This is a genomic window from Micromonospora andamanensis (assembly GCF_016863495.1).
Classification (GTDB): Bacteria; Actinomycetota; Actinomycetes; order Mycobacteriales; family Micromonosporaceae; genus Micromonospora; species Micromonospora andamanensis.
In genome coordinates, this window is sequence record NZ_BOOZ01000028.1 from 43,169 (window position 1) to 58,499 (window position 15,331).

The 15,331-nt window shown below is 71.5% G+C and carries 16 protein-coding genes; 9 read left to right on the forward strand and 7 right to left on the reverse strand.

Annotation, left to right across the window (positions count from 1 at the left end; translation table 11 throughout):
* Positions 1 to 121: 121 nt before the first annotated feature.
* A complete protein-coding gene (locus Van01_RS22275; RefSeq protein ID WP_204011144.1) occupies positions 122 to 943 on the reverse strand; it encodes an inositol monophosphatase family protein in 822 nt (273 codons plus the stop codon).
* 286 nt (positions 944 to 1,229) lie between these two features.
* On the opposite strand from Van01_RS22275, the gene Van01_RS22280 reads away from it, so the two are divergent.
* Complete coding sequence (locus Van01_RS22280; RefSeq protein WP_204010930.1) at positions 1,230 to 2,831, forward strand: RNA polymerase sigma factor; 1,602 nt, start codon at positions 1,230 to 1,232, stop codon at positions 2,829 to 2,831.
* Between the two features lie 244 nt (positions 2,832 to 3,075).
* Positions 3,076 to 3,309: a DUF7455 domain-containing protein gene (locus Van01_RS22285; protein WP_099846999.1), complete on the forward strand. Its 234-nt coding sequence runs from the start codon at positions 3,076 to 3,078 to the stop codon at positions 3,307 to 3,309.
* A 187-nt stretch (positions 3,310 to 3,496) separates the two neighbouring features.
* On the opposite strand, the gene Van01_RS22290 is transcribed toward Van01_RS22285, so the two are convergent.
* The 3 genes from Van01_RS22290 to Van01_RS22300 all read right to left on the reverse strand — a co-directional run bounded on the left by Van01_RS22290 (position 3,497) and on the right by Van01_RS22300 (position 6,335).
* Positions 3,497 to 5,227, reverse strand: a complete 1,731-nt coding sequence (locus tag Van01_RS22290) for a DEAD/DEAH box helicase (RefSeq protein ID WP_204010933.1) — start codon at positions 5,225 to 5,227, stop codon at positions 3,497 to 3,499.
* Between the two features lie 195 nt (positions 5,228 to 5,422).
* The gene (locus Van01_RS22295; RefSeq protein ID WP_204010936.1) at positions 5,423 to 6,076 is read right to left on the reverse strand and encodes a trimeric intracellular cation channel family protein; all 654 of its coding nucleotides are present in this window, start codon (positions 6,074 to 6,076) and stop codon (positions 5,423 to 5,425) included.
* 40 nt (positions 6,077 to 6,116) lie between these two features.
* A complete protein-coding gene (locus Van01_RS22300) occupies positions 6,117 to 6,335 on the reverse strand; it encodes a DUF3039 domain-containing protein (protein ID WP_119573379.1) in 219 nt (72 codons plus the stop codon).
* 88 nt (positions 6,336 to 6,423) lie between these two features.
* Here Van01_RS22300 and Van01_RS22305 point away from each other — a divergent pair, with 88 nt between their 5' ends.
* Positions 6,424 to 7,359: a pseudouridine-5'-phosphate glycosidase gene (locus Van01_RS22305; protein WP_204010939.1), complete on the forward strand. Its 936-nt coding sequence runs from the start codon at positions 6,424 to 6,426 to the stop codon at positions 7,357 to 7,359.
* The gene (locus tag Van01_RS22310; RefSeq protein ID WP_239099225.1) at positions 7,356 to 8,291 is read left to right on the forward strand and encodes a carbohydrate kinase family protein; all 936 of its coding nucleotides are present in this window, start codon (positions 7,356 to 7,358) and stop codon (positions 8,289 to 8,291) included. The genes Van01_RS22305 and Van01_RS22310 overlap by 4 nt, the downstream gene beginning before the upstream one ends.
* A gap of 15 nt (positions 8,292 to 8,306) precedes the next feature.
* On the opposite strand, the gene Van01_RS22315 is transcribed toward Van01_RS22310, so the two are convergent.
* Positions 8,307 to 8,669, reverse strand: a complete 363-nt coding sequence (locus Van01_RS22315) for a DUF3099 domain-containing protein (RefSeq protein WP_204010942.1) — start codon at positions 8,667 to 8,669, stop codon at positions 8,307 to 8,309.
* 110 nt (positions 8,670 to 8,779) lie between these two features.
* Here Van01_RS22315 and Van01_RS22320 point away from each other — a divergent pair, with 110 nt between their 5' ends.
* Together Van01_RS22320 and Van01_RS22325 are read left to right on the forward strand one after the other, a co-directional pair.
* Positions 8,780 to 9,079: a hypothetical protein gene (locus Van01_RS22320; RefSeq protein WP_204010945.1), complete on the forward strand. Its 300-nt coding sequence runs from the start codon at positions 8,780 to 8,782 to the stop codon at positions 9,077 to 9,079.
* Positions 9,080 to 9,081: 2 nt separating this feature from the next.
* On the forward strand, positions 9,082 to 9,393 hold the full coding sequence (locus Van01_RS22325; protein WP_204010948.1) for a hypothetical protein: 312 nt from the start codon (positions 9,082 to 9,084) through the stop codon (positions 9,391 to 9,393).
* A gap of 96 nt (positions 9,394 to 9,489) precedes the next feature.
* Here Van01_RS22325 and Van01_RS22330 read toward each other — a convergent pair whose 3' ends face one another.
* Together Van01_RS22330 and Van01_RS22335 are read right to left on the reverse strand one after the other, a co-directional pair.
* Positions 9,490 to 10,716 carry a low temperature requirement protein A gene (locus tag Van01_RS22330; protein ID WP_204010951.1) on the reverse strand — a complete coding sequence of 409 codons (1,227 nt, stop codon included), beginning with the start codon at positions 10,714 to 10,716 and terminating at the stop codon, positions 9,490 to 9,492.
* Between the two features lie 33 nt (positions 10,717 to 10,749).
* Positions 10,750 to 11,331 (reverse strand): HhH-GPD-type base excision DNA repair protein, encoded by a 582-nt coding sequence (locus Van01_RS22335; protein WP_204010954.1) that lies wholly within the window; start codon positions 11,329 to 11,331, stop codon positions 10,750 to 10,752.
* A 118-nt stretch (positions 11,332 to 11,449) separates the two neighbouring features.
* Here Van01_RS22335 and Van01_RS22340 point away from each other — a divergent pair, with 118 nt between their 5' ends.
* The 3 genes from Van01_RS22340 (at position 11,450) to Van01_RS22350 (ending at position 15,262) form a co-directional block, all read left to right on the forward strand.
* Complete coding sequence (locus tag Van01_RS22340) at positions 11,450 to 12,505, forward strand: iron ABC transporter substrate-binding protein (RefSeq protein ID WP_204010957.1); 1,056 nt, start codon at positions 11,450 to 11,452, stop codon at positions 12,503 to 12,505.
* A gap of 65 nt (positions 12,506 to 12,570) precedes the next feature.
* On the forward strand, positions 12,571 to 14,112 hold the full coding sequence (locus Van01_RS22345; protein WP_204011147.1) for an ABC transporter permease: 1,542 nt from the start codon (positions 12,571 to 12,573) through the stop codon (positions 14,110 to 14,112).
* Between the two features lie 76 nt (positions 14,113 to 14,188).
* On the forward strand, positions 14,189 to 15,262 hold the full coding sequence (locus tag Van01_RS22350) for an ABC transporter ATP-binding protein (RefSeq protein ID WP_204010959.1): 1,074 nt from the start codon (positions 14,189 to 14,191) through the stop codon (positions 15,260 to 15,262).
* The last annotated feature ends 69 nt before the right edge of the window (positions 15,263 to 15,331 follow it).

Consider the following 15,331-nt stretch of genomic DNA (forward strand, 5'->3'; position numbering starts at 1 on the left):
CGCGCCCCACTCCGGGCCCTGACCGACGCCCGCACCGGCCCCTGACGGACACCAGGCGGCGTCCAACGGCACGCGCCCCGCTCCGGGGCCGTCACCGGGCACCAGGGGGCGTCAGGGGGCGTCAGGGGCCGCCGGAGGCGTCCAACGCGGCCAGGCGGTCGTGCAGCGCGTCGAAGAGCGCCGGTGGCGCGGCGACGACCATCTCCGGCCCGGGGTCCAGGCCCTTGAGCCCACCGACCCGTACGCCGGCCTCGGTGGCCACCAGCGCCCCGGCGGCCTGGTCCCAGGCGGCCAGGCCCTTCTCGTAGTAGGCGTCGGCCCGCCCCTCGGCGACCAGGCACAGATCGATGGCGGCGGCGCCGAGCCGACGGATGTCGCGTACCTGCGAGATCAGTTCGGTGAGCACCCGGGCCTGGTGCACCCGGCGGGCGGAGTCGTAGCCGAAGCCGGTGACCACGAGCGCCTGGCCGAGCTCGGTCTCGGTGGAGCAACGCAACCGTCGGCCCTCGCGCCAGGCGCCCCCGCCGACTGTCGCGGTCCACTCCTCGCCGGTGTGGATGTTGCGCACCACACCCGCCACCACCTCGCCGTCCACCTCTGCGGCGATCGACACCGCGCAGTGCGTCAGGCCGTACAGGTAGTTGACGGTGCCGTCGATCGGGTCGACGATCCACCGCACCCGGGGCCGGGGTCCGTCGCCACCGCTCGCCGCGCCGTACTCTTCGCCCAGCACGGCGTCGTCCGGTCGCAGCCGGCGCAGGTCGGTGGTGATCTGGCGCTCCACGGCCCGGTCCGCCGCGGTCACCACGTCGGTGACCGTGCTCTTGGTCGCGGCCACCGAGACACCCTCGGTACGCATCCGGTACGCGGTGGCCGCCGCGTCACGGGCCACCCCGATCGCGATCTCCAGCAGTTGCGGTGGTGGCGGCGCCGAGCGCTCCATCATCGGTCCCTTCCCGCACGGCCAGGTATCCGGCTTTCGCACGGGTATCATCCTTACAAAGTCCAAATGCGCACCGAATCGGCGGTCTCGACCGCCGATCAGCCGTGCGGCGCAGGATGATCGCCGCAGACGGCGTTACAATTCACCCCTGCCCACGCGCCACGGACCGCCCGACAGCCGGCCGGCCCGGGACACGCGGGTTCCTCAACCACATCGCCCGGCGCGGTGCCCCACGCTGCGTCGGACGACCCGGCCGTGCTCGCTCTTCGCCTCCGGAAGGTCATTCGTGACAGAACCCCGCCAGACCGGCGCCGACGTTCGCTCGCTCACCGACACCCTGATCGCCCACGCGCAGAGCGCTGGCGGCCAGCTCACGTCGGCCCAGCTCGCGCGCACCGTCGAGTCCGCCGAGGTGACTCCGGCCCAGGCCAAGAAGATCCTGCGGGCGCTCTCCGAGGCCGGGGTGACCGTCGTGGTCGACGGCTCGGCCAGCACCCGCCGACGGGTCGCCGCCGCCCGATCCGCCACCCCCGCGTCCCGGGCCACCACCGCCAAGACCACCAAGAAGGCGGCCGCGCCCGCCCCGAAGCAGGCGCCCTCGGCCGAGGAGGCACCGGCACCGGCACCGCGCAAGGCAACCTCGCGCAAGGCGGCCGGCACCACCGCCGAGGTGGCCGCCAAGGCCGCCGCGCCGGCCAAGAAGTCCACCCGGGCCACCAAGGCCACCGTGGCCGCTGCGGCGGGCGCGGCGAAACCGGCGAAGGCCGCGGAGGGTGAGGCCGCCGAGGGTGAGGTCAACCCCGAGGAACTCGCCGCCGAGATCGAGGACGTGGTGGTCGAGGAGCCGGCGGAGCTGGCCCAGGCCGCCGCGGCCGACGCGGCGAACTCCGCCACCGACAACGACTTCGAGTGGGACGACGAGGAGTCCGAGGCGCTCAAACAGGCACGCCGGGACGCCGAGCTGACCGCCTCGGCGGACTCCGTCCGGGCGTACCTCAAGCAGATCGGCAAGGTGCCGCTGCTCAACGCCGAGCAGGAGGTGGAGCTGGCCAAGCGGATCGAGGCCGGGCTCTACGCCGCGGAGCGCCTGCGGGCCGCCGACGAGGGCGAGGAGAAGCTCGTCCGGGACATGCAGCGCGACCTGCTGTGGATCTCCCGGGACGGCGAGCGGGCCAAGAACCACCTGCTGGAGGCGAACCTCCGCCTGGTCGTCTCGCTGGCCAAGCGGTACACCGGCCGTGGCATGGCCTTCCTCGACCTCATCCAGGAAGGCAACCTCGGCCTCATCCGCGCCGTCGAGAAGTTCGACTACACCAAGGGCTACAAGTTCTCCACCTACGCCACCTGGTGGATCCGCCAGGCCATCACCCGCGCCATGGCCGACCAGGCCCGCACCATCCGCATCCCGGTCCACATGGTCGAAGTGATCAACAAGCTGGGCCGGATTCAGCGCGAGCTGCTCCAGGATCTGGGCCGTGAGCCCACGCCGGAGGAACTGGCCAAGGAGATGGACATCACACCGGAGAAGGTGCTGGAGATCCAGCAGTACGCCCGGGAGCCCATCTCGCTCGACCAGACCATCGGTGACGAGGGTGACAGTCAGCTCGGCGATTTCATCGAGGACTCGGAGGCGGTGGTCGCCGTCGACGCGGTCTCCTTCTCCCTGCTCCAGGACCAGCTCCAGCAGGTGCTGCAGACGTTGTCCGAGCGTGAGGCGGGTGTGGTACGCCTGCGGTTCGGGCTTACCGACGGCCAGCCGCGTACCCTGGACGAGATCGGCCAGGTCTACGGCGTGACCCGCGAGCGGATCCGGCAGATCGAGTCCAAGACGATGTCCAAGCTCCGGCACCCGTCCCGTTCGCAGGTGCTCCGCGACTACCTCGACTGATCAGCATTCGTCAACTGATCGTGCCCGTTTGACCACCTGGCGTACAACGCCGGATGGTGATCAGGTGGTTGCACGAATGTGATCGTTGACGTGGCACCCTTGGTGCACGGCACACTGTCCGTGCCATGTGTGACCTCGGTCCCCCGCGGGCACACAGGGAAGGCGAGGCCCCGCAAGGGTGTTGCACGATAGGTGACCAAGACCGAAGAGAGTGTTCATCGGTGACGACCAGAGGAGGAAGGCGATGACCCCGACCCTCACGCCGCCGCCCGAGACGGTGAGCCCCCCGGCCGCCGATGAACGGTGCGACCGCTGCAATGCCGCCGGCAAGCTCCGGATCACCCTGTCGGGTGGCAGTGAGCTGGTGTTCTGTGGGCACCACGCCAACAAGTACGCCGAGGATCTCGTCAAGATCACGGTTCGGTACGCGACGGACCCGGAGTTCACCTGGCGCGGCGCTGACCTGATGGCCAACTGAGGGACAGCAAACCCGACATAAAGCCGGCCGGAGACATCCCAAGGATGTCTCCGGCCGGCTTTCCGCATACCCACCCCTCCCCGGAAGCGTCGATCATGAAGCTATTGCCCAGGAAAGCGCTTGCCTAAGCAATAACCTCATGATCAACCGCGGTTCGGCGGGGTGTGGGGGTGGGAGGTGGGGTGGGTTAGAGGGTTTGGACTGTGGCTATGCGTTCTTCTAGTTGCTCGATGGTGGCCTGGGCGCTGGGGGGGCCGCCGCAGAGGCGGCGCAGCTCGGCGTGGATCTTGCCGTGGGGCTGGCCGGTGCGGTGGTGCTGGGCCGCGACCAGGGCGTTGAGCTGGCGACGCAGTGCCACCCGGCGCTGGGCGGCGCTCATCGGTGCCGCCGGAGCGGAGGCGGGGGCTGCGGATTCCGCCCGCCGCTCGGTCGCCCGACGTCGCTGGGCGGCGAGCTGATCGGCCTGCCGCTTGGCGAGCAGCGACGCCACCTGTTCCGAGGTGAGCAGCCCCGGCAGGCCCAGGTACTCCTCCTCCTCGGGGGTGCCGGCCTGGGCAGCCGTACCGAACGAGGCACCGTCGAAGATCACCTGGTCCAGTTCGGCGGTGGCGGACAGCGCGGCGAAACGCTTCTCCAGTTCCCCGCTGGCCTGCTCATCGCGTTGGGCCCGGTCCAGCAGGTCATCGTCGAAGCCCTCCCGGTCCTTGGGCTTGCCGAGCACGTGGTCCCGCTCGACCTCCATCTCGCTGGCCAGTCCGAGCAGGTGCGGCACGCTGGGCAGGAAGACCGACGCGGTCTCCCCCGGGCGCCGGGCCCGGACGAAACGCCCGATCGCCTGCGCGAAGTACAGCGGGGTGCTGGCACTTGTCGCGTACACGCCGACGGCCAGCCGGGGGATGTCGACGCCTTCGGACACCATCCGCACCGCGACCAACCAGCGCTGCTCGGAGGCCGCGAACGTCGCGATCCGGGCCGAGGCGCCCACGTCGTCGGAGAGCACGACAGCCGCCCGCTCCCCCGTCACCTGCTCGATGAGCTTGGCGTACGAGCGGGCGGCCTGCTGGTCGCTGGCGATGACCAGGCCGCCCGCGTCCGGCATGCCCGCCTCCCGCAGCACTGTCAGTCGGGCGTCGGCGGCCCGCAGCACCTGCGGCATCCAGTCGCCGGCCGGGTCCAGCGCGGTACGCCACGCCTGGGCGACGAGATCCTGGGTCATCGGCTCACCCAGCCGGGCCGCCAGTTCCTCTCCGGCGTTGGTACGCCATCGGGTCTCCCCCGAGTACGCCAGGAAGAGCACCGGCCGCACCACGCCGTCGCGCAGCGCGTCGCTGTAGCCGTACACCGAGTCGGCCCGGGAGCGCAGCAGGCCGTCGCCGCCCCGCTCGTAGCTGACGAACGGGATGGGGTTGTCGTCGGACCGGAAGGGGGTTCCGGTGAGCATCAGCCGGCGTACCGCGGGCTCGAAGGCCGCCTTCACCCCGTCACCCCAGGTGCGCGAGTCACCGGCGTGGTGGATCTCGTCGAGGATGACCAGGGTCCGCCGGGTCATGGTGCGCCGCCGGTGCACCTGTGGCGCCATTCCGACCTGGGCGTAGGTGACCACGGCACCGTGGAAGTCCGCCGAGGAGTGCAGGTCGGCGTTGCGGAACGCGGCGTCGAGCTGGATGCCCACCCGGGCGGCGGCGTCCGCCCACTGGGTTTTCAGGTGCTCGGTCGGCGCGACCACGGTGACCGCCTCGACGCTGCCGTCGGCGAGCAGTTCGGCGGCGATCCGCAGGGCGAACGTGGTCTTTCCGGCCCCCGGGGTGGCGACCGCCGTGAAATCCTCGCCGCGACGGCGCAGGTACTCCACCAGAGCCTTGCGCTGCCAGGCGCGCAGGGGTGGAAACGTCTCGAGCGCCGGCGTCCGGACTGCCACGCGTTCGCTCCTCTCCGGCCGCACGGGGATGTCCCGACCGCAGGCCGGCGGACCCGGGCCGAGGGGCACGGCGTCACCCCACGAAAATGCCTCCGCGCAGCCGAGCCGCGAAGGCCGACTCAGCATAACCAGGACGCGCTGTGCCGCCCACGCCCCGCCACACCGGTCACCGGCGTGCCGTTGGCCACTCGCGGCTCACTCCGGCGGCGGCCCCGACATGCCGGTGCGCGGCGGCCGCAGCGTCGCCACCGGCGCCGACCAGCGCCGCCGCAGGGCCACCAGGCGTACGCCGAAGACCAGTCCGGCAGCGACGGTGAGCGGAAGCGGCCCGGTGTGGCCGAGGCTGTTCAGCAGCACCACCACCATCGAACCGAGGAGCGACGCGACGGCGTAGATCTCCCGCCGTAGCACCACCGGGATCTCACCGGTGAGCAGGTCACGGACGAGTCCGCCGCCGATCGCGGTGATCATGCCGATCAGGCAGGCGCCGACCGCCGGAACCTGGGCGTCGAGGGCCTTGAGGGTGCCGGCGACGGTGAACAGGCCGAGCCCGGCCGCGTCCAGCACCAGGACGGTGGTGCGCAGCCGGGCGAACTGCGGATGCAGCCAGAAGATCGCCGCAGCGGTCACGGCGGCGGTGCCTGCGTAGCGCCAGTCCGCGAAGGCCAGCGGTGGTACCTCGTCGATGACCAGGTCCCGCACGATTCCGCCGCCGAGGGAGGCGACGAAGCCCACGAAGACCACGCCGAAGAGGTCGAGCCGCTTGGCCACCGCCGCGGAGGCGCCCGAGGCGGCGAAGACCGCGACTCCGGCCAGGTCAGCCAGGAGCAGGGCGGTGGAGGTGGTCACCGCCGCAGGTTACGCCTGCCACAAACGCGGGCCGAAAGCTTCACTCGCGGTACGAGTCGTAGATCTCCTTGCACTTCGGGCAGACCGGCGAACCCGGTTTGGGCGTCTTCGTCACCGGGAACGTCTCCCCGCACAGCGCCACGACGAAGGTGCCCATGACGGCACTTTCGGCGATCTTTTCCTTCCGGACGTAGTGGAACATCTCCGGACCGGTGTCGGCGTCCTTGAGCTCGGGACGTTCGAGGACCTGTGTACTCACGTCTGCACCTCCAACCGACAAGTCTGGCAGGTCACCCTCACCCGGTCCACCTGAGGTGACAGGTGTGCCGGGCGTACGGTGAGCGATTGTGACCGACTTTCATCTTCGCTACGGCACCGAGGTGGCCCGGGCACTGCGCGAGCAGGGTCCCGTGGTCGCCCTGGAGAGCACAATCGTCTCGCACGGCCTGCCCCGGCCGGACAATCTTCGGGTGGCCCAGCAGATCGAACAGGCCGTCCGGGACGCCGGCGCGACACCGGCCACCATCGGCATGGTCGCCGGCGAACTCGTGGTGGGGCTCGACGACGCCGAGCTGACCCGGCTGGCCACCGCCGACGGCGTGACCAAGCTCTCCGTACGCGATCTCGCGGTGGCCGCCGCGACCGGCGCGGACGGCGCGACCACAGTGGCCGCGACAAGCGCCGTGGCAGCCACGGCGGGCATCGGGGTGTTCGCCACCGGCGGGCTGGGCGGGGTGCACCGCGAGGCGGCGCAGACCTTCGACGAGTCGGCGGACCTGGTGACCCTGGCGCGTACCCCGATCGCTGTGGTCTGTGCCGGGGTGAAGTCGATCCTCGACGTGGGTGCCACCCTGGAGCGGCTGGAGACCCTCGGGGTGGCCGTGGTCGGCTACCGGACCCGCCGGTTCCCGGGTTTCTTCATCACCGACGGCGGCTTCGACCTGGACTGGTCGCTCGACTCCCCCGAACAGGTCGCCGACGTGCTGGCCGCCCGCGAGCAGCACGGCGCACACCACGGCGGGCTGATCGTCGCCAATCCGCTGCCCACCGACGAGCAGCTCGACCCGGAGCTGCACGACAGCACCCTCGCCGAGGGTCTCGCCCGGCTGGAGCGCGACGGGGTGAGCGGCAAGGCCGTCACGCCGTACCTGCTGGCTCACTTCCACTCCGCGACCGAGGGCGCCAGCCTGGCGGTAAACGTCCGGATCATCCTGCGCAACGCCGACCTGGCCGCCCGGATCGCGGTCGCCGCCGCCCAGCGCCGGACCGCCGTGTCGGCGTGAACGGGCACGCTGACGGGGCTGGCGAAGTGGGTCGAGGCGACACCGGCCGCGTCCTGGTTGTCGGTGACGTGGTCACCGACGTGGTGGCGGTGCTCTCCGCCCCGTTGGCTCCCGGCTCCGACACCCCGGCGGCGATCAGGTCCGCCGGGGGTGGGCAGGCGGCCAACACCGCCTCCTGGCTGGCCGCCCAGGGCGTACCGGTGACCCTGGTGGGCGCGGTCGGCGATGACGGCACCGGGCGTGACCGGGTGGCCGAGTTGACGGCTGCCGGGGTCGACTGCGCGGTCGAGCGGGTCGCCGGGTCCGCCACCGGCACGGTGATCGTGCTGACGGTCGGCGACGAACGCACGATGGTCACCGAACGCGGGGCGAACGTACGGCTGGCTCCCGGGCACGTGGACGCGGCGCTGGCCGGCACGCCGGACGCGACGCACCTGCACCTGTCCGGGTACACCCTGTTGGACGCGGACTCCCGACCGGCCGGCCTGCGGGCGTTGGCCGGCGCTCGCGAGCGCGGCCTCACCACGAGCGTCGACGCGGCTTCGGCGGCACCGCTGCGGGCGGTCGGTACGGCAGCCTTCCTGGACTGGGTACGTGAGGTCGACCTGCTGCTGGTAAACGTCGACGAGGCCACGGTGCTGGCCGGTGGGCTCGAACCGGCGGCGCAGGGCAGGGCACTCACCGCCGCGGCCCGCCGCGTGGTGGTCAAGCGGGGCGCTGCCGGCGCGGTCTGGGTCGACCGGGACGCCACGATCGTCACCTCGTCAGCGCATCGGGTGGCGGTACGGGACGTGACCGGGGCGGGTGACGCTTTCGCGGCCGGGCTGCTGAGCGCCTGGCTGGCCGGGGCGACACCGGACGGGGCTCTGGCCCGGGCCGCCGATCTCGGTGGCGCGGCGGTGGCGCAGGTCGGGGCCCGACCGGCTCGGTGAGCCGCGCCGGACGGGTCAGGGCTCGGCGTCGATGATCTTGTGTGGCCGCTCCTCGGCGGCGAGGCTCATCGGGGGCGGCGCCGCCTCGGTGGCCGAGCGCGACGAGAAGCGGTTGGCGAGGCGGTGCTGCTCCTTGGGCGGCCGGTCGTTGGCCAGCAGCACCGCGAGCCACGGGATGAGCACCATGCCCAGCGCGACGAGCGGCAGCCAGAGCCAGAGCAGGGGTGCCCCCACGCCGACCAGGACCGCGCCGACGATCACGCAGACGACGCGGACGCCCATCATCACCACGTAACGCCGCTGCCGGCTGGTCAGTTGATCGTCCTGGCTGCGGGCGGCGTCGGTGATGAGGATCGGCTGGTACGCCTGGTGCTTCACCGTGGTACCTCCTCCGGAGGGGTCGCACTCCATCCTGTCACCCTGGCCGGGCGAGCGACGAGGATCGTCACCGTCGAAGTTCGTGTTACGCCCGTGGTACGCTCACCCGCGTGGGCAGCAGGTTCAGCTTCACCGACGAGGCGCTGGCCAATCTGCGGGTCTACGACGTCACGCCGAGGGAAGTCTGGGAGTCGCTGCACAGCGGCCGGCGGGTGATCCGCCATCTCGGCGACGACGTGATGGTGGTCTACGCCACCACCACCCACGGACGCCGGGTGGCCGTGCTGCTCGCCGAGGCCGACGGAGCCGACAACGACTGGGACGTCCTCTCCGCCCGCGAGCTGAGCGACGTCGAGACCAAACGCTACGACGAGGCCGTGCGGAGATCTCCGGAGACGAGGAGGCGGTGACGATGAACCGTCACGACGCGACCAAGCAGTTCCACAGCGGCGGCGACCGGATCGCCGAGCTGATCGACGAGAGCCAGGCGGTGGAGTTGCCCACCCCGGACACCGAGACCCCGATGGTCAGCCGGTCGGTCCGGCTGCCCCTGGAGACGTACGAACGGGTACGGGCCGCCGCCGACGCCCGGGGCATCGGCGTGACGACCTTGATGCGGCAGTGGATCGAGGCGGGCCTGGCCGACCTGGACGACTCGGCGACCGTCTCGCTTGCCGACGTCCGCCGGGCCATCGCCTCCCTCGCCCACCCGAGCGCCGCCTGAGCAGCCTCCCGCCGCCGAACGCCGCCTGACCGGATCTCCAACCGCGCGAGGACCGGACGCTTGGAACCGCTTTCCGGCGGGCACCGAGCGCGCGGGTCAGGTCGGGAAGTCGCCGCGACGGAGTTCCACCCGGCCCAACGGAGACGCCGACGGCTCCATCGGCTGGTGCCGGGACAGCACCCCGTCCACGACGGCCACCACGGTCAGCCCACCGGCGACCACGGACAGCGCCAGCATCGGCGTACCGAGCAGGAGCAGTGGCGCGGAGGCGATCAACGCCAGCATCATCAGCAGCCGTCGACGGGACACCCGGGCGAAGATCTCGTACTCGAAACGGGTCCGCCCCAGCAGGAACAGTGCCGGCCCGCCGACGATGAAGAACAGCCAGGCCGGCTCGACCCGGTCGAACGGCTTCACGATGACCAACTCGTAGCCCACTCCGGTGAGCAGCACGCCGAGCACCATGACCAGGTGCGTGGTGGACGTGGACACGCCGAGCCGACCCGGTGACGGAGCCATCCGCAGGGCCTCGACGAGTAGGTGCCCGGCCCGGTAGAAGTAGATCCGCCAGAGCAGTGCGGTGGTGAAGACGGAGACGGTGAAGGCCGCCGCGGCCAGCAGGCCGAACCCCTCGCCGCTGTAGCTGATCCCGATCACCAGGATCGTCTCGCCCAGCGCGATGAGGAACATCTGCTGGTAGCGCTCCGCCATGTGCTCGCCGGCGATCCGCCAGGCCGAGACCGGTGCCCGCCCCAGCCCGGGCACCGGCCACCCCAGCAGGTATCCGGCCATGTCGACGGTGATGGCCAGCGCCCACATCCCGAACCGCAGCTCGTCCGGCCCGAGCGCACCGGCCAGCCAGAGCACCCCTCCCACGACCGCCCAGGCGGTCAGCCGCCACGGCACGGTACGACGCGGATGGCGCCCCAGAACGAAGGCGATAAGCAGTGGACGACCGATCACCGCCACCAGGTACGCCACGACGAACGGCAGCGCGCGTTCCTCGAACGCCCGGGGCAGCGTCACCGCCATCACCAGGGTGCCGAACATCGTCCCGACCACGACGAACTGAATTGTCAGGGCGTCCGGCTCGTAGCGACTGGTGACCCATGTGATCAATGTCCAGACGTGCCACAGCACGAGAAACAGGATCAGGGCCTCCAGGAAGCCCATCACGGTCAGCCCGTGCTCGATCTCCTCGATGAAGCGCACCGACACCCGGGTCAGCGCGAAGACGAACGCGAGGTCGAAGAAGAGTTCCAGGAAGGTGGCCCGCGACGATCCGGTCCCCCCGCGTAGCAGCGCCCCGCCCCGCTGCTCCATCGACGCCCCCTGCCATCGTCGGAGGCGGCCCGGTCAGTTCCCGCCCGTGCTGGCCTTCGCCGCCGCCTTCATCTGCTGTTTGTACTCCCGTACCAGGCGCAGTGACTCGGCATCGGTGACATCGGCGACGGAGCGGTGGGTATCCGGATCCCCGTAGTCGCCGGCCGCCTCCTGCCAACCCGGTGGCCGCACCGCGAACCGCTTGCCGAGCAGCGCGAGGAAGATCTGCGCCTTCTGCCGGCCGAACCCGGGCAGGGCGGTGATCCGCCCGAGCAGTTCGCGACCGTCGGCGGGGTCCGCCCAGAGCCGGGCGGCATCGCCGTCGTAGCGCTCGACAAGCACTCGGCACACCTCCTGCACCCGGGCCGCCATCGCCTTGGGGAACCGGTGCAGCGCGGGCGGCTGGGCGAAGACCGCCACCAGGGCCTCCGGATCGAACCCGGCCAGCTCCCGGGCGTCCAGGTCGTGTCCGAGCCGCTGGGCCAGCACGTACGGCGAGGAGAACGCCTTCTCCATCGAGACCTGCTGGTCGAGCACCATGCCGATCAGCAGGGCCAGCGGATCGCGGGCCAGCAGCCGGTTCGCCTCCGGGTCAATGGGCAGTGCGAGCGTCATCCCCACATCCTGCCTGTCCGTCGAGGGTTGACAGTGATCCGCCACCCACTCGATGCCCAAGTGAGGTTAGGCTGTGCTAACTTCCCTCCGGTCGCCCAGACCGGAAGAGGGGTTCACCGTGCCAAGCACCCGCCGCGCCACCAGCGCGCTACTCACCGCCAGCCTGCTCGTCCTCGGCCTGGCCGCCTGTGGATCCGGCGGAGAGGACGAAGCCGGTTCCGGCGATCAGGGCGACAAGCAGATCACCGTCTACAGCGGGCGCAGTGAGCAGTTGGTCAAGCCGTTGCTGGAGAAGTTCACCGCGCAGACCGGCATCGCCGTGCAGCCCCGGTACGCCAGCACCGCGCAGCTCGCCGCCCAGTTGGTCGAGGAGGGCGACAAGTCCCCGGCCGACGTGTTCTTCGCTCAGGACGCCGGTGCCCTCGGCACCGTCGCCAAGCGCGGCATGTTCAGCACGCTGCCCGAGGCGACCACCTCACAGGTGCCGCAGAACTACCGGGCCGGCAGCGGCCAATGGGTCGGTGTGAGCGCGCGGGCGCGGGTCCTGATCTACAACCCGGACCTGGTCCCGGCCGACCAGTTGCCGAAGTCCGTATTCGACCTGGTCGGTCCAGCCTGGAAGGGGAAGGTCGCCCTGGCTCCGACGAACGCCTCCTTCCAGGCGTTCGTCACTGCGATCCGGGTGCAGCACGGTGACGCCCGGGCCGAGGAGTTCCTGGCCGGGCTCCAGGCCAACGACCCGCAGATCCGCGACGGCAACGGCAAGATCGTCGAGGACGTGAACAGCGGCACCGTCGCGGTCGGCCTGGTCAACCACTACTACCTCGGGGAGATCGCCAAGGAACAGGGCACCACCCCGGAAGCGCTCAAGGCCAAGCTGCACTTCTTCCCCGGCGGCGACACCGGCGCGCTTGTCAACGTGGCCGGCGTCGGTGTGCTCAACCGCGCTGCGTCCGACCCGGACGTGCAGCGGTTCGTGGACTTCCTGCTCGGGCCGGAGTCGCAGACCTACTTCGCCGAGCAGACGTTCGAATACCCGGTGATCGGCGGTGTGCCGGGGCCGGCGTACGTGCCGCCGCTGGCCGACCTGTCGGTGCCCGAGGTCGACCTGAACGACCTGGACACGCTGGACGAGACCGTGACCATGATCAAGAATTCGGGGCTGGTCCCCTGACCGCTCCGCCGACCACCGCAGGGCCGCCCGTCACCGGGACGGCCCTGTCGGTCGTCTCCGGCTGGCTGCGGAGACTGGCCCCCCGCCCGGCGCTGCTGGCCGCCTCCACCGCTGCGGTGGCCGTCGCCCTGATCCCGCTTGTCTATCTCGCGGTACGCACCGCGGAGGCCGGTGCGGACCGGATCGCCGCCGAACTCTGGACCGAGCGGGTCGGTCTGCTCGCCCTGCGCAGCCTCGGCCTGGCCGGCGTGGTCACCGTCGCCTGCGTCCTGCTCGGGGTCGGCACCGCCTTCCTGGTCACTCGCACCGACCTGCCCGCACGGCGACTCTTCGCCGTGCTGGCAGCGCTGCCGCTGGCGGTCCCCACCTACATCGCCGCCTTCGCCTGGGTTTCGACAGCGCCCCGGCTGGAGGGTTTCTGGCCGGCGGCCCTGGTGCTCACGCTCTGTTCCTACCCGTACGTGCTGCTGCCGGTGGCAGCCGCGCTGCGCGGTGCGGACCCGGCCCAGGAGGAGGTCTCCCGGTCGCTGGGGCGCAGCGGCTGGCGTACCTTCACCGCCGTGACATTGCGGCAGGTCCGGCCGGCCACCGCCGCCGGGGCGTTGCTTGTCGCGCTCTACGTGCTCTCCGACTTCGGCGCGGTCTCGATCCTGCGTGCGGAGACCTTCACCCGGGCCATCTTCGTCTCCTTCGATCTGGGCTTCGACCGCACCGGAGCGCTAGTGCTCTCCGGCGTGCTTGTCGCGCTGACGGTGCTGCTGCTGGGCGGCGAGACCACCACCCGCCGTCGCGGTGCCCGGTACGCGCGGCTTTCCGGCGCGCGCCGTCCAGCGTCCCGGCTGTCGCTCGGTCCGGCCCGCTGGCCGGCCATGGCAGTCCTGGTGGTTGTCGCCGTACTGGCGCTCGGTGTGCCGGCGGCCAGCCTGGGGCGACGACTCGCCGCCGGCACGTCCCGTCCGGGGGCGCTGCCCGAGGTGCTCACCGCCGCCGGGAACTCCCTGACCGTGTCACTGGCCGGTGCTGCGTTGACCATGCTGCTGGCGCTGCCCCTCGGCCTGCTCGCGGCCCGTGCTCCGGGCCCATTGACGACCGCGCTGGACCGATTGGCGTACCTCGGTCACGCGCTGCCCGGTGTGGTCATCGGGCTCTCGCTGATCTTCTTCGGCATCAACGTGGCGTACCCGCTCTATCAGACGCGGTGGTTGCTGGCCCTGGCCTACGCCACGCTGTTCCTGCCACTTGCGGTCGGAGCGGTGGCCAGCGCAGCCGCTCAGTCCCCCGCCCGGCTGGAAGAGGTGGCACGCTCCCTCGGTCGCGGGCCGTGGACGGTCCTGCGGACGGTGACCCTGCCGCTGATCCTGCCGGGCATCGGCGCCGGTGCGGCGCTTGTGTTTCTCACCGGCATGAAAGAGCTTCCTGCCACCCTGCTGCTGCGTCCCACCGGGACGGACACCCTGGCGACCGAGTTGTGGACCAGCACCTCCGTCGGTGCGTACGCCGCAGCGGCACCCTATGCCGTGTTGCTTGTGGTGATCTCGGCCCTGCCCACCTGGCTGTTGGTCGCCCGCAGCGGACTGCTCGACAAGGAGAAGCGGGTGCACCAATGAGCGAACGTCGGCGAACGAATCATCGACACGGCGAGCTGGTGCCTCAGGCCGGCACGAGGCGGAGCGGAGAGTCGGTATGAGCGAGGTCGTGGTCAGTGGCGTGATCAAGCGGTACGGCCGGGTGACCGCCCTCGCCGGGGTGGACCTCCGCGTACCGTCGGGCCGGTTGACCGCCGTGCTCGGCCCGTCCGGCTGCGGTAAGACCACCCTGCTGCGCTGCCTGGCCGGCTTCGAGCGGTTGGACGCCGGGGAAATTCGCATCGACGGCGCCCTGGTGGCCGGCGGCGGGCGGCACCTGCCGACGCACCGGCGCAACATCGCGGTGGTGCCCCAGGAGGGTGCCCTCTTCCCGCACCTGAACGTGGCGGACAACGTCGGCTACGGCCTTGATCGGGCGACTCGGCGTTCCGACCGGATCGCGGAAGTGCTGGCACTGGTCGGGCTGGCCGGGTTCGGCGCCCGCATGCCGCACGAACTCTCCGGCGGGCAGCAACAACGGGTGGCGGTCGCCCGCGCCCTGGCACCCAGGCCGTCGGTGGTGCTGCTGGACGAGCCGTTCAGCGCCCTCGACGCGGGCCTGCGCGCCGGGCTGCGCCACGACGTACGCGACGCGCTGCGGGCCGATGGCGCGACAGGCGTGCTTGTCACCCACGACCAGGGCGAGGCGCTGTCGGTGGCCGACCAGGTGGTGGTGCTCCGCGACGGGCGGGTGATACAGGCCGCCGCACCGGCCACCGTGTACCGCGAGCCGGCCAACCCCTGGGTGGCCGAGTTCGTCGGCGACGCGGTGCTGCTGCCGGCAGACGTCGAGCAGGGTGTCGCGCGAACCGCGCTCGGCCTGGTGCCGGTCACCGGTGCCGTGCCCGACGGTCCGGTCACCGTGCTGGTACGCCCCGAGCAGGTCCGTCTCACGGCCGGTACAGGCGGGGTCACCGCGACCGTCCTGCGACACGACTTCCACGGCCACGACGCACTTGTCGGTCTCGGGCTGCCCGACGGTACCCGGATCACCGCCCGGGTCCTCGACGGCGGTGCCCCCGTGGCCCTGGGTGGCGAGGTGACGGTACGCGTGGACGGCGCGGCCCGGGCCTTCCCGGCCGACGCGTCCGTCGGCCGGCCGGTGCCCACCCCGGTGCGGCTGGTCGGCTGAGGCCACCGCACACCGCGACGACACGAAGCGGCCCGGCGGATCGATGTCGGTCCGCCGGGCCGGTTCACG